Below are 14,140 nucleotides of genomic sequence, written 5' to 3' on the forward strand. Positions count from 1 at the left end.
CAGATGCATTTATCCCGGCTGTTGGAACAAAATGTTGAGACTTATGGTGAGTATACGAGCTTGATTTATGAAGGCCAGTCTTTTAGCAATCTCGATCATCTGCGATTGGCGCAAGGTTGGGCACAAGAACTGCACCATCAGGGAGTCGACCGAGGAGATACTGTGCTCGTCAGCATGCCTAACCGCCCCGAAGTTTTCTTTGTATATTCGGCCATTGCAATGCTTGGTGCAATTACAGTTCCTGTAATGCCTCTTTTGCAAGGTGATGAAATCCTTTTCATTGCACGTGACTGCCAACCTAAAGTGATGATTACTTGCGAAATGATGCAGAAGAAATTGGAAAATGTAGCCCAGCAGCTCAATCCACCACCCAAGGTGCTGGCGGTAGAGCGCCATCAACCAGGAAAACGGGACATGGCGGCTTTTACTTTTCTAGATGAATGTAAGGATGAAGATATTGGGGTCATTTTGTACACTTCTGGAACTACGGGGCAACCGAAAGGCGTGGAATTGACACATAACAATTTAGTAGCCAATGCTCAGGCGGCTGCTGAATTGGCAAAAGACTACGACTTTGGCGGTGCTGAGCATGTAGGTTTACTGATATTGCCGCTTTCCCATGCGTTTGGTTATACAATGATGAATGTTTCCATTCTCCGTGGCGAGCGTAATATCATGTTGCCGCATTTTGATCCGTTACTTGTCCTCCAAGCAATTCAAACCTACCGGGTCACTCATTTTTCTGCTGTTCCAGCCATGTTCCATGCATTACTGCACCACCCTGAACGATCTCGTTTTGATGTAACCTCGCTGGCTCTTTGCATTTCTGGATCTGCACCTTTGCCAGTATCTGAGAGAGAGCAATTTGAGCAAGCTTTTGATTGTGTAATTTTTGAAGGGTATGGCCTTTCGGAAGCGGCGCCCATTGTCACGGCGCCTCGCTTTAACCTTCCTGTTAAACCGGGTTCTGTTGGCTTGCCCTTACCTGGAGTAGAAGTGCGTGTTGTAAATGAACAAGGACAATTTCTTCCCAACGGTGACGTCGGAGAACTTATCGTCAAAGGTCCTAATGTGACTCGTGGTTATCATGGACTTCCGGAAATCACACATGAGACTTTGCGTGACGGTTGGCTTTATACAGGAGACGTTGGATACATGGACAGTGATGGCTATGTGTTTGTGGTTGACCGGAAAAAAGATGTGATTATACGCGGTGGATTTAATATTTATCCACGCGATTTAGAAGATTTGCTCATGCGTCATCCAGCTGTGCTTGAGGCAGCGGTGATTGGAGTCCCATCAGAGGCTATGGGTGAGGAAGTAATGGCTTTTATTGTGAAAAGGCCCGGAATAGAAATTCATGAAGAAACATTGCTGCAGTATTGCCAGAAACATTTGGCCAAATACAAGACTCCACGTTGGGTGAAATTTATACCGTTTATGCCCAAAAACGTGATCGGCAAAATAGACAGAAAGCGTCTTAAAACGATGTGGGCAAAACAAGATGAGGGTCAAGTCTCCGGTTGAGACATACATTTGACAAGCTAAGCGAGGGGAGTCAACGGTGATATCATTCCGTCCGACTGCAGAAGAGAATCGTTTATTGCAGACTGCTCGTGATTTTGCGCGAGAACAGATTCGGCCACAGGCTCGATTAGCAGAAGAACTGCGTCAGGTTCCACAGCCGCTTCTCCATCAGGCATCAGATCTGGGATTCTTCTTACTGGAGTTGCCGGAGTGGATGGACGGGTTAGAATTCCCTCTAACCACACAAGTACAGGTCTTAGAAGAATTGGCTTATGGAGATTTAGGCATTCTTCAAGGTTTCCCCGGAACAGCAGACGCATCGTCTTTCTTTCGGCTTTTGTCAGAAAACCCGCAAATAAAAAATTCGCAATGTTCTGCGAGCGGATGCGGGTTTGGGTTTTTGGATGCTGTCTCATGGCCATCCGAATGGGGACAGTCTTTACGATTAGAGAGATTAGCACATGGTTATGAATTGAATGGGCACTCTCAACCCATTCGACTGGCTCATCAAGTGGCAGGCATAATAGCCTGTTTTTGTGATGAAGACGGTGAATGGCTGGTGCTTTTGTTGCATCAGTCTGAAACTCCTTGGACAGTCCTAGCTGGAGACATTCGTCTGGGACTTTTAGCTGCAGGCTGCGGGCGTATTTCCTTTGATACAGTCTGGGTGCCAGAGCATGCTGTTCTTGCTCGTGGTGAAGAGGCTCAGCTTTTAGTGGAACAGGCACTAAGCCGCATTTATATTCGGCAAGCTGCGGCAGAAGTTGGTTTGGCTAAGGCGGCATTAGATTATACGGTGGAATATACGGCACAACGCCAAGCCTTTGGTCAGCCGATTGCTCAGTTTCAGGGTGTTTCTTTTTTGGTTGCAGATATGGAAATGGAACAAAGAGCAGCCCATCACTTGGTTTGGCGGGCAGCTGCAGCAACCGATCTGGGGCAGGAGAATGCTTTTCAGTACGCTCTTGAGGCAATTCTGCGTTCGCATCGCGCAGTGAGTTTTGTCACTAATCATGCTGTACAGTTACTCGGCGGTCATGGATTTGTACAAGAATATCCTGTGGAGAAGTGGATGCGCGACGCCCAAGCACAGGTCATGCTATATGGTTGTGAATCGCAGTTTCTGAATCAACTCGGCGAACGTACTGTCTCAGTACAAAATTATAATCGATCTACTTTGACTGTGAAGTGAAAGTGAGAGGATGACATGATTTCCTTTGAACTGACACCTCAACAAAAACAAGTAAGGGACTTGGTTCATTGGTTTGCGGAATCTGAAATGCGCCCTATTTCTCTTCAAGCAGATGCAGAACATCGCGTGCCTGATGAATGGTTAGTAAAAGTCAATCGCATGGGGATATCACTCAGTACTCCTGGTTCTCAGGCTCACACTCATGAATCCCAAAATGGTGGTTCTAAAACAGAAACACTCGAGCAACGAGAACAGAAGAAACAGTCTAATCGACTAAGTGTCATTGCTGCAGAAGAAGTCGGGTGGGGAGATCCGGCAATAGCGTTGACATTGCCGGGACCGGGTCTTGGAGGACCGCCTATTCTCGCGTCAGGCACGGCAGAACAGAAGCAACGTTTTCTTTCTATCTTTACACCAGATGAGCCTCGTTGGGGGGCGTATGGACTGACTGAACCTGGAGCTGGCTCGGACGTAGCTGGGATACGTACTACTGCACGAAAAGTAGATGGCGGTTATTTGCTCAATGGACAGAAAATTTTTATTACCAATGGGCAAAGAGCATCGTGGGTTGTGGTTTTTGCCACAATTCATCCGGAAATGGGCAGAGCTGGGCATCGTGCGTTTGTGGTCGAAAAAGGTACGCCAGGTTTCAGCAGCCCACGTATTGCCCAAAAGATGGGGATGCGCGCTTCAGAAACAGCAGAACTGTTTTTCGAAGATTGTTTTGTGCCAGATGAGAATCTGCTCGGTGGGGAAGAAGCTTATCAAGCAAGGCAGAATGGCCTGTCTGGGTTTCGGGTTGCCATGGCTACCTTTGACACAACCCGTCCTGTGGTTGCAGCTATGGCTGTAGGTATCGCGCGTGCTGCTTATGAATACACCCTCGATTTTGTACGCCGAGAATATCCTAAAAACGGAAAATCATATACCTTGGCATGCGCACAGTTAGCCAATATGCGTCAGGAAATTGATGCAGCTCGTTTATTGACTTGGGAGGCGGCATGGATGGGAGATGTATCTATGCCAAATGCCAAAGAGGCAGCAGTCTGCAAAGCTGTTGCTGGGAAAATGGCTCTCGAAATTTGCGCGGGTTGTCTCAATTTAATGGGACCCATTGGACTGGATGGTCATTTGGTAGAAAAGCTCTATCGTGACGTCAAAGTATACGACATTTTTGAGGGTACGAGTCAAATTCAGCATCTGATTGTAGCTCGTCGTCTTTATGAGCAGGTTGGTCTGCGTATCTAAAAATAAGGGGAGATGAGCGTGGATCAATCAACTATTCAAATTGAAATGAAAGAGAATGGCGTGGCTGTTTGGACACTGAATCATCCTCCTTCCAACACCATCCACGATGAGTTATTGGAAGATTTGCAAAAATGTATAGAAGATGTTTCCAGTCGCTCTGAAGTTCGTGTCATTGTGATTCGCTCTGCGCATCCCAAAATATTTTTGGCTGGAATGGATATCAAAATGATGGTTTCTAAAGGCAGCGAGCAGATAAACCGTCCTGGCAGTATTGCCGCCTCCAGTAGACGCCTACAACAAGTCTTAAAAGAATTAGAACAATTACCCAAACCAGTGATTGCTGCTATTTCCGGACATGCGCTGGGGGGTGGTTGTGAATTGGCTCTTGCTTGTGATTTTCGCATCATGTCTGCTGGCAGTATCGGTCTAACCGAAATCTCTCTCGGTCTTATTCCCGGAGGAGGGGGTACACAGCGATTGGTGCGATTACTCGGGCGCGCTAAAGCGACGGAGCTTATCTTTCTTGGCCGTCGATTGAGTGCCGAAGAGGCAGCAGCATACGGACTTGTGACCAAGACAGTATCACCCGAAACGTTCAATGTAGAGGTGATGACGTTTGCTGATCGACTTGCCAAAGGAGCCATACAGGCAATGGGTTTGGCTAAAGCCTGTTTGCTTGCGGCTGAGGATCGAGAAGGCCATGGGTATACGTTGGAGAGCGAGGCTTTTGAGCAAACCTTTACTACAGGCGAGCCGATGGAAGGACTGGCTGCTTTTTTTAGCAAGCGACCAGCCAATTTTATAGCTTGCTCTGATAGATTTCGCCTGCATTCATAAGACAAAGAGGTGGAAGTCATGTCCTCATCTTGGGATCAACTATTAAAAGGAAAAGTTGCCATTGTGACGGGGGCATCGCGCGGATTGGGTCGGCAAGATGCATTAGCGCTTGCAGAAGCTGGGGCTGATGTTGTGGTAACCGATATTCTTGTTGAAGGCGACGCGACTAGTAAAGAGCGAGCCATGCAAATGGGACCGCTGGCACAAGTTATGGAAAGTACCCAAACCGTGTTTACTAAGCAGACGGCTCGTGAGATTGAATCCATGGGCAGAAGAGCGATAGTGGCCAAGATGGATGTCACCAACCGAAATGAGGTCCGTGACGTGATCGACAAAGTATATAGAGAGATGGGGAGGATTGATATTCTTGTAAATAATGCGGGTACGCTCGATCACGTTTCACAAATTGAAAACCAACGCGACGAGTGGTGGGAACGAGATTTACGGGTCAATTTGACGGGGGCGTACAACTGCACAAAAGCGGTCTGGTCCATTATGAAAGAACAGGGCAGCGGTACAATTATCAATATGGCTTCCGTTGCTGGTACGCTCGGGGATTTGGTCAAGCTAGTTATGCAACGACAAAGGGAGGTTTGCTGAGTTTTACTAAAAGTATGGCTCTGGAAGGTGCACGCCATGGAATTCGTGTCAATGCGATTGTTCCTGGGATTATTGCAACTGAAGCATTTCGAATGGGGAACAGTAAGATGAACGAGCGCATGGTGCAACGCACAGCTTTTAAACGTCCAGGTGATCCGGAAGATGTTTCTAACGCCATTGTCTTTCTTTGCTCGGAAAAAGCAAAATATATTACCGGAATTGGTCTAAACGTTTCGGGGGGGATTGAATTATTCACATTTTAAGCCTGAATCAATAGGAGTGAAGGGGGGCAAATCGAATGGCAGGCGCAGCGGTCAAATCATCTCAAGCCAAGAGCAAGGCCAATATCCGTGAGAAGATTGCCAATGAGCGTCAATCCATAACGCCGGCACGACGTTTTCGAGCCGTCAGTAAAACGCTGGTCAAACACGGTATCTTGCATATCTTGAAAGACCGAAGCAGAGACGAAGAAAGCCGATATCGATTGCTTGGCCAGCGATTGCGTTTAGCTTTTCAAGAGTTGGGACCCACGTATATCAAGCTGGGGCAGGTAATGCTGACAAGGCAAGAGCTGTTACCGGATGCTCTGACAAGGGAGTTAGAACCGCTTTTGGCTGAAGTGCCGCCCATTGATTTTGCTTATATGGAAGTCGTTTTGGATGAATCCATGCCAAACTGGCGCGATGAATTTGACTTTATTCATCCCGTGCCCATTGGTTCTGCTTCTCTGGCCCAAGTGTATCAAGCCTATTTGCAAGATGGTCGGAGAGCAGCAGTCAAAATTGTACGTCCTTTAGCCAGAAAGTTATTTTCAGCAGATATAGCGGCTATTCGTAAACTGGTTGGGAGATTGCAACGATTTTTCCCCGTTGAGTTACGTGAAACGCTAGATGTTAAGGGACTTCTTCAAGACTACTACAGCAGTTCGATGAACGAATTGGATATGCGGCTAGAGGCTGAAGCGATGAATCAACAGAGACAATATTGTGACGAATTTGCTACCTTGCACATTCCTCAGGTTTACTGTGTAACACCTCAAGTTCTGGTGATGGAATACATTGACGGTTGGAATCTCAAAGATTTTCCAGTCGATTTTCTGACTTTTGAAGAACGACTAGAAAGAATGGCCGATCTCGCTCATTACTATGTAAAAATGTTTCTCAAAGGTTTTTACCACGCCGATCCACACGGTTCTAACATCATGATTGAGCGGACAACGAAACGAGCAGTCATTCTCGATTGGGGTATGACGGGACGGATGGACACATTGCATACAGAAGCCATTTTCCGTATGCTCCTGCATATTCGCGTCAATCAAGCAGAAGATGCTGCTGAGTCAGCCCTCGATATTTATGAACCCACCATTTACACACATCCTGTTCAATTGAAAGATCAATTGCGCAGTCTCTTCATTCACTACACAGACAGCCATCAAGGAAGTCATTACAATTGGGGCAATCTTCTCTTTCGTACCATCATGATTGCCCTGAAAAATCACTGTCGTATTCCTACCGGTCTTGCTCTTTGGGCCAAAGGATTTTCTGCGGCTGAAGGGAATGCGCGGTGGCTTTGTCCGGAAATATCATTCCACGATTTAGTGGAAACAGCAGATGTACAAATTGTTCGGGACTGGATGAGCCGACGTCTCAATTATCATACCAATGCAGCACTTTTGACGGAAACTGCTAAATTGGCGACAACGTTTCCACGACGTTTGAACAAAATTCTCGAGCATCTGGAATGGAATAAATTACAATTCACGATAGACGCTCAACTTTCGCAAGTGGCTCAGCGCAATCTTTCACGCCTTACCAACCGTGTCGCATTTGCTTTTCTTGCAGGTATTCTTTTTTTAGGAGGAGCTATTTTGATCACGTCTCGAGGTGGAAATTTTGAGTTTTCTTTGATGGCGCATCGAATTGGCATGATAGCTCTCTCAGCAAGCGCTCTTTTTATACTAGGTGTCATTTGGAACGCACTGCGGGCGCGTCTTTGACTTGGGCGAAAAGTTACGTTGGAGGTGGTGGATATGTCAGCATCTTCACGAGAGCAAGAACAACTTAGTTTAGAATCTCGTATTCAGGCGTTTTATCGTCAAAGCGGAGGACCAGGAAATCCACAGATTCAAAAGATTCTTCAAAATCATTTGCTTTATGGGAAAGACCATGGTCGTTCAGGATATCGTGAAACGTTGGAAGACGCTTTTATCGATGCGGTGAGTAAAGATCATTCCATGTTGTTGCTTTTTCAGCGTCTGATAACTTGGCGGCAAAAACGTTCAGTTCAACGTACGCTGAGCACGGAATGGCAGCAATCGCTTTTCCAAGTGCAGCAGGAAGTAAGACAGTTGCGAGAGCAAATCTCCCAATTAGAGCAAACTGTGTTACAAAATTTATCATCCGACGATGCACAAACTCGTTCAGCGGATCAGGCCTTCTCGAAGTGATTTGGCAACAGCGGCAGTACGATTTTTCACTTTGAGTTTACGGAGTATAGAAGTGATATGTTCTGAAACAGTGTATTCGCTGATGTGTAGTTGCTCAGCGGTATGTTTCGTGTCAAGACCATCTGCCAACAGATAAAGAACGTCCAACTCTCTTTCCGTCAAAGCGAAACTGTGGTTAGGAATTCGTTCTTGATCTTGGTGGAGATGAGATGAGAGTGCAAATGAAACTCTGTCGAGCATCCCTTTTACCAATTCAAGCTGACTGGGTACGTGCGGGAATCTTTGTCCATTGTGATCGAGCAAAAGTACTCCTAAAGTTTCGGATGCAGGCCCTCGTACAGGACAGATAAGCAATGAAGTTAAGTGAAAAGATTGCACATGTTGAACAGGTAGCAGATTTGAGACATTTTCAAGAAAAACAGGTCTGTCCAGTTGCAAAAGCCGGTTAAGCAGAGGTACACGATATCCGTTTTCACGAATTCGACGGATAACATCTAGTTCGACGTGATGCCCAAATAATCCCTCAACAGATTGATTTAAAGGGTTATAAAGAAAAAGGGCACTGCGTTTAAAACCAGCCAGTTGGCAACTGTCTGTCACTAACGTCTGAAAGACCTCATGAACGTCATGCGTTAGAAATAGATGTTCATCAAAGAGCAAAAGTTTCTGTACTTCTACAGCCAACATGGTTCTATGCATACGGGAAGTCTGGTGATGGGTTGGGAATTGTTGCTTTTCATCGAGCGCTTGGTCAGAAGATGCCTCAATAAACATTTGCATCAGGTTGACACAATAAACATGTAACCAGTGATAGACGGTTTCAAAATCTTCAGCTGGTAAATGTGAGCGGGCGATGGATAGTATCATTTCTTCAAAATCCGAGAGTACAAGCAGAATTGCCGCAGTAGAGTTACCTAATGCTGTTTTGCGAAAACAATGCAAAGTCTCATCAATAGCACGGGCTTCGTCAGCAGTGACGAGTTGCAAGTGAGTCAATAAGTATAGAAGCGCAGTGCGCGCGCCTTCGCGAGTTTTGCTGTCCCATTGGCCACCAGCTGCTGTCATGGCCTCCCAAGTAGAGAGAAGCTGTGCGCGGTTTTTCTCAACAGCTTGCAATAGCTGTTTCAGGCATCGGTTTGGCAAGGCGGGAACAGGACGTTGATAGGATAGACGACCAGGTGTGGTGAGTTTGGGGAAGGACTCTATAGACATCTGTGCACCCCCGCGAAATGGTGATCTATCTTTATATCTGTATCCTACAGGATTGAAGGAGGAAAGGAAATTGAGAATTTATCAGACAGTTACAAAAAAAGGGTTAGATCATGCCAGTTTGCCCATGCGTCTTTATCATAAAGCCAAAAAAATCGGGATTTGGGATCCGCGTGACATTGACATGGAAAAGGATCGGGAAGATTGGTTAACTTTTAGTGAATCGGAACAACGAGTCATTCTTCGTCTTTGTACGCTCTTTCAGGCGGGAGAAGAAGCTGTGACACGAGATTTATTGCCGCTCATTCGAGCCATTTCACTCGAAGGACGTTTGGAAGAAGAAATGTATTTGACCACTTTTCTCTGGGAGGAAGCTAAACACACAGAAGTATTTAGACGTTTTTTTGATGATATTGCAAGGGTTCGAGAAGATTTTTCCGAGCAAATTGGCCCGAGCTATGAAGCCATCTTTAGCAAGTACCTTCCCGAATCCATGGAACGCCTTATTCATGATCCATCACCTGCCGCCCAAGCAGAAGCGTCAGTGACCTATAATATGGTGGTAGAAGGTATTCTGGCTGAAACCGGTTATTACGCATTCCATAATATACTAGAAAAAAATAGGAAAATGCCCGGCTTGCTTCGTGCCATTGTTTATTTGCAAAAGGATGAGTCACGTCATATTGGCTATGGTACTTATTTGCTTTCTCGTCTGATTGCTGAAGATGATCGAATATGGGATGTTATACAAACGCGTATTCAATTACTCGTTCCTTTTGCAGTGGGAGTGGTTAACGAATTGTTCAGTGATAGAGAGACTGAATCTGCCCATGCAGGTGTGGAACCGCCTTTTCCGCTGGACAAGAATGATTATATACAATATGCCATGTCACAATTTCAACGACGGATGAATGTACTCCAGCGTGCGCGTGGCCAATCTCCAGATGAAATTTATCAACTTTCAGAGGCCACCGTTGGAATTGAGGAGTAAAATGACTTTATTGCTGTGGATGCTAGATAAACTTCAACAAACACATGGCTAGAGTGGGGGAAATGGAATGGACCCTTCTATCTGCATGGAAACCGTAAAAGATTTAACCACAAATGGACTAGGGGTTGATCCCGATGCAGAGGCACTGGTATATGAGAGACCTAGTATAAACTCCTTGGTACCAGGACTTTTTTGTACAGGGAGATTAAGTGCCGCACGTGTGCTCCTCCGTATGCCAAGTCCCGATCTTTGGAATGGGAAGTTAATGATAGGAGCAACACCGGCGGTTCGAAATGAATATTCACTTGATTTATTGCTCAGCGATATCGTCATTCAAAGAGGATATGCCTATGCAGCTTGCGATAAAGGTACGCCACAACTTACTTTGCGCGATCCCAGCCGTTCTATGGAAGAATGGACAGATATCTATGCCCAGTTAACAGATTGGGCTGCCTCGCATGTGGAAAGTTATTATGGATCAAAAGCTCAATATATCTATATTTCTGGAGTAAGTAATGGTGGATATATTACGCGAAGAATGATGGAATTGTATCCTCATCGTTATCATGGTGGTGTAGAGTGGGAAGGAGTCTTATGGCATACTCGCCAACGGCACTTGCTGACCACTTTACCTGTTATGGTTCAATCTTATCCTATCTATCGTAATTGGCGTGGAGATTATTCGACAGCGGAACGTGCAAGTGCTTTTGAAAATTTAATCGAGATGGGTCTACATCCTGATTCGGAACCCTTTTGGGATGTATATTATCGAGTCTATTGGCTTGTTTCACTTTGGCTCTATGGTAGAAATTTAGATCCAGATTGGAAGCCGTTTGCAGCCGAATGGTCAAAGGATTGGCTAGAAAATCCGCAATTTTTGGCTGAGTATCCATGGTTGGAACGACTCCCTTTTTTTAATGAAAGAATTAAGCGTATAGAAAATAACGGTCAAATCACTAAGCCCTTGCTTTCAGTAGCTGGAAACTATGATTGTCTCATCCCTTTTCGAGATCATGCAGAAGCTTATGCCAAATTGGTCGAGTCAGCAGGGGCAAGTACCTATCATCGTTTGTATGAGATTGATCGCGGGAATCATGTGGACGGTCTTTTACGCTCTCATCGCGGAAAACAGCAACCTGTGCTACCTTACTATGAAGCTGCGCTGATGCACATGGAGTGTTGGGTAGAAAAAGGATTTTCTCCCCCGCAATCAGGAAAATATGAAAAAATTGAAGATTTTGCGGGGGATATAGCGCTGTTTTCAAAGTCGAGCAGCGATAGCAGTGACTAACTTTTAAGTAATTTCAATATGTGCAGTGAGGAGTTATAAAAAAGAAGGAAATTCAGCACGTCTTTTGCAAATATTCTATAATCGCTGTTATTACTTCTTCGGTAGTTGCTTTCCCATGTAGATCTGGGGTCTTGATTCCAGATTGCAAAGTGAATTCAATGGCTTCTAATAACTCCACCTCGCTGGATTCTTATCTATTTTCATTTATCTTGCCTGAATATGACGCTCTCATGTTGGGATTGACTTGGATGTATGGCCATATTGGTTTCTGAATGTTTGAGCGGCTGACGTTTTTTAGCTAAATAAAGAAGGAAAAAGGCAAACAGTGCTAAACCAATATTACTTTCGTAAACAGCACGAAAACCAAGGGTTTGAGCAATCGTACCACCGAGTAAGCTACCCGCCACACTGCCGATATTGTTGGTGTTGCTAAAAAGTGTCGTGGCCGATCCTGCGGATTCGGGCATGAAATCTTGAAAATAACTCATACCCGTACTGGAAATGATTGCAATAAATATAGCGCAGAATACTTGTAAGATAAGCATTTGCCAGGCGGCATCGGTAAAGATGACACCTGTATAATAGAGAATTCCACAAATGATACCAAACAACAGAATTTTACGTTTTTCTATTTTTTCTGAAACCGCACTGAGACCGATCATAATAGGAATTTCCAATCCTGCACTTAGGCTGAACACCCATCCCACCACATGTTCTTGCGCTCCAATGGTTCGCGTGACAAATAACGGCATATACATTCCATTCACACTAGATGCTGTAGAGGCAAAGACAAAAGCGATGATGGAATAAAAAATTTCTCGACGTTGTAAATTTTTCCACAGTGTAGACGATTCGATTTTAGGGATTTGTGTGTGCTGGCGCCTTTGCAAAGATAGTAAAGCAACTCCGAAAATCAAAAAGTAAATCAAAGAAGTAGACATAAATAGTCCATTATAACCAAGCAGGCTGAGTCCCCAGGCACCAAACAGTGGGCCAACCACCCAAGCAAATGAGAAAAATGCGCGGAGTGAGGCGATAGTTCGTGCCGGATGGGAGGTGGTGGATGCTATGGCCGATTCTCTTGCGTAAGCGAAAAGTTGAGGAAACGCTGCTGCACCCATACCTAACAGAAAAGTAGTAAAGATGAGTAATTGTATATAATTATGCATAAATAAAAAGCAGGCATAACCGCATCCAGCAGATAGACAAGACAAAAGAATAATAAATTTCTTCGGCGTACCGGTGTCCGATTTTTTTCCGAGCCAAGTACTGGCTATAATACCGCCTATGCCGTTGGTACACATAAACGCACCCAATTCTACGGGCGAAGTGTGAATTTGATTTGTCAGATACAACGATAGGTAAGGTCGAGTTACAGCTAAACCTACTCCTACTAGAGTAATGGAAAAGACGAGAGCAAAATAGCCGGGCATTTGATTTGTACGAAATGTTCCGTGAAAACGAAAAGATGGCAAGCGAAAAATCCTCCACTGAGGCCGAAAGGCCATAGATAGAATTTGAGTTACTTTCGGAAGCGGTATCGGTACGACGTTGGCAATGGATGTCTTTAATATGCTTATGCAAGCGTTGAAAAGGATATTTGCTTCTGATTTTTCCTACTAAGTTTATCATTTTTACTTCAATAAAATGCGAAGTTCTTATTTTTGAAAAAATTTTTTTAATAAGCAGGAATCTGAAAGCAAAAAAAGAATACAATGCATTAACGAAAGCGGTTTTGTAATCATCGTTCCAGACTTGAAGTACAAAGGACGCTGTCTATGACAACTATTTACGACATTGCCAAACGAGCTGGAGTTTCACCGACTACGGTATCTAAAGTTTTGAATGGATACCCAGATGTCAGTCTCAAAACGCGCGGCAAAGTTCAACGCATTATGAGCGAATTAGGCTATCAGCCAAGCGCAGCTGCGCGTAGTTTAGCTACCAATCGTTCTATGACTGTCGGCGTATTTTTTCAAGATCATGTCAATAGTGGATTGCGCCATCCGTTCTTGCATGATGTTCTTGCTAGTTTTAAAGATGTAGTAGGTGGTAAAGGCTATGATCTTTTATTGTTTTCAGATGCTGAGCGGGAAAATTTCCCGAGTGGTTTTGAGGCGCGGGCAAAACATAGAGATGTTGATGGATTGCTCTTGGTTGGTGTGCCGCGGACTGATCCAGGGTTAGTCGCGTTGGCTCGCAGTCGTATACCAGTGGTTTCTATAGATTTAGATCTTATTGGTTCGCGAGCCAGTTATCTCATGTCAGACAATCTGGGTGGTACGCGAGCAGCGATGTCCTTTCTATTAAACAATGGTCATCGAAAAATTGCTTTTATTGGTGATCGGCTGGGCACGAAACCTGGCCATGATCGGATGTTAGGATATCAACAATCGTTGCAAGAATTAGATTTACCCTTCCGGTCGGAATGGATGCTGGACGGGGATTTTACAGAAGTCTCAGGTTATGAGGCTATGAAAAAACTTTTGCAGGTTTCTGAATTGCCTACGGCTGTTTTTTGTGCTTCCGACATGATGGCGATTGGAGCTTTTCGAGCTTTGCAGGAAGTTGGAAAGAAACCTGGACAGGACATATCTGTTATGGGTTTTGATGATATTGAGCTTGCCCGATATGTCACTCCAAGTTTGACAACGGTTCGTCAAAACAAGGAAGAGATGGGACGTTTGGCGGCTTTCGAGTTGTTGGAATTAATGGCTCGTGAGGATAAACCACCCACAGTTATCACTGTAGATACAGAAATTGTAGTTCGAGAAAGTGTTTGCTCTATTTCTTAGTTGT

General features: G+C 44.9%; 13 protein-coding genes. 11 read left to right on the top strand and 2 right to left on the bottom strand.

The genetic code is table 11. The annotated features are described in order from the left end of the window. Window positions 1–3 precede the first annotated feature (3 nt). Genes FY534_RS03000 through FY534_RS03030 form a run of 8 tightly spaced genes read left to right on the top strand, consistent with a single transcriptional unit; the run spans window position 4 to window position 7,850 of the window. The gene (locus FY534_RS03000) at window positions 4–1,527 is read left to right on the top strand and encodes a class I adenylate-forming enzyme family protein (RefSeq protein WP_203115168.1); all 1,524 of its coding nucleotides are present in this window, start codon (window positions 4–6) and stop codon (window positions 1,525–1,527) included. Window positions 1,528–1,564: 37 nt separating this feature from the next. Next, window positions 1,565–2,719, top strand: a complete 1,155-nt coding sequence (locus tag FY534_RS03005) for an acyl-CoA dehydrogenase family protein (protein WP_203115169.1) — start codon at window positions 1,565–1,567, stop codon at window positions 2,717–2,719. 15 nt (window positions 2,720–2,734) lie between these two features. Then, window positions 2,735–3,967, top strand: coding sequence for an acyl-CoA dehydrogenase family protein (locus FY534_RS03010; RefSeq protein WP_203115170.1), 1,233 nt, complete (start codon window positions 2,735–2,737; stop codon window positions 3,965–3,967). An 18-nt stretch (window positions 3,968–3,985) separates the two neighbouring features. Continuing rightward, window positions 3,986–4,804 carry an enoyl-CoA hydratase/isomerase family protein gene (locus FY534_RS03015; RefSeq protein WP_203115171.1) on the top strand — a complete coding sequence of 273 codons (819 nt, stop codon included), beginning with the start codon at window positions 3,986–3,988 and terminating at the stop codon, window positions 4,802–4,804. A gap of 18 nt (window positions 4,805–4,822) precedes the next feature. Further along, the gene (locus FY534_RS03020; protein ID WP_255567411.1) at window positions 4,823–5,404 is read left to right on the top strand and encodes an SDR family NAD(P)-dependent oxidoreductase; all 582 of its coding nucleotides are present in this window, start codon (window positions 4,823–4,825) and stop codon (window positions 5,402–5,404) included. Then, window positions 5,398–5,667, top strand: a complete 270-nt coding sequence (locus FY534_RS14790; protein ID WP_255567412.1) for an SDR family NAD(P)-dependent oxidoreductase — start codon at window positions 5,398–5,400, stop codon at window positions 5,665–5,667. Before FY534_RS03020 ends, FY534_RS14790 begins: the two co-directional genes overlap by 7 nt. 35 nt (window positions 5,668–5,702) lie before the next feature. Next, window positions 5,703–7,400: an ABC1 kinase family protein gene (locus tag FY534_RS03025; RefSeq protein WP_072873885.1), complete on the top strand. Its 1,698-nt coding sequence runs from the start codon at window positions 5,703–5,705 to the stop codon at window positions 7,398–7,400. 33 nt (window positions 7,401–7,433) lie between these two features. Beyond that, a complete protein-coding gene (locus tag FY534_RS03030) occupies window positions 7,434–7,850 on the top strand; it encodes a hypothetical protein (RefSeq protein ID WP_203115172.1) in 417 nt (138 codons plus the stop codon). On the opposite strand, the gene FY534_RS03035 is transcribed toward FY534_RS03030, so the two are convergent. Continuing rightward, the gene (locus FY534_RS03035; RefSeq protein ID WP_203115173.1) at window positions 7,824–9,062 is read right to left on the bottom strand and encodes a LuxR C-terminal-related transcriptional regulator; all 1,239 of its coding nucleotides are present in this window, start codon (window positions 9,060–9,062) and stop codon (window positions 7,824–7,826) included. The two genes, FY534_RS03030 and FY534_RS03035, sit on opposite strands and share 27 nt — an antisense overlap. 70 nt (window positions 9,063–9,132) lie before the next feature. Here FY534_RS03035 and FY534_RS03040 point away from each other — a divergent pair, with 70 nt between their 5' ends. After that, a complete protein-coding gene (locus FY534_RS03040) occupies window positions 9,133–10,050 on the top strand; it encodes a R2-like ligand-binding oxidase (protein WP_072873888.1) in 918 nt (305 codons plus the stop codon). Window positions 10,051–10,117: 67 nt separating this feature from the next. Continuing rightward, complete coding sequence (locus FY534_RS03045; RefSeq protein ID WP_203115174.1) at window positions 10,118–11,341, top strand: alpha/beta hydrolase; 1,224 nt, start codon at window positions 10,118–10,120, stop codon at window positions 11,339–11,341. Between the two features lie 200 nt (window positions 11,342–11,541). Here FY534_RS03045 and FY534_RS03050 read toward each other — a convergent pair whose 3' ends face one another. Then, the gene (locus tag FY534_RS03050) at window positions 11,542–12,816 is read right to left on the bottom strand and encodes a sugar efflux transporter (RefSeq protein ID WP_203115175.1); all 1,275 of its coding nucleotides are present in this window, start codon (window positions 12,814–12,816) and stop codon (window positions 11,542–11,544) included. A gap of 303 nt (window positions 12,817–13,119) precedes the next feature. Between FY534_RS03050 and FY534_RS03055 the strand changes: the two genes are divergently transcribed. Beyond that, on the top strand, window positions 13,120–14,136 hold the full coding sequence (locus FY534_RS03055; protein WP_072873892.1) for a LacI family DNA-binding transcriptional regulator: 1,017 nt from the start codon (window positions 13,120–13,122) through the stop codon (window positions 14,134–14,136). The last annotated feature ends 4 nt before the right edge of the window (window positions 14,137–14,140 follow it).

Source organism: Alicyclobacillus sp. TC (genome assembly GCF_016804365.1).
Classification (GTDB): domain Bacteria; phylum Bacillota; class Bacilli; order Alicyclobacillales; family Alicyclobacillaceae; genus Alicyclobacillus_I; species Alicyclobacillus_I tolerans.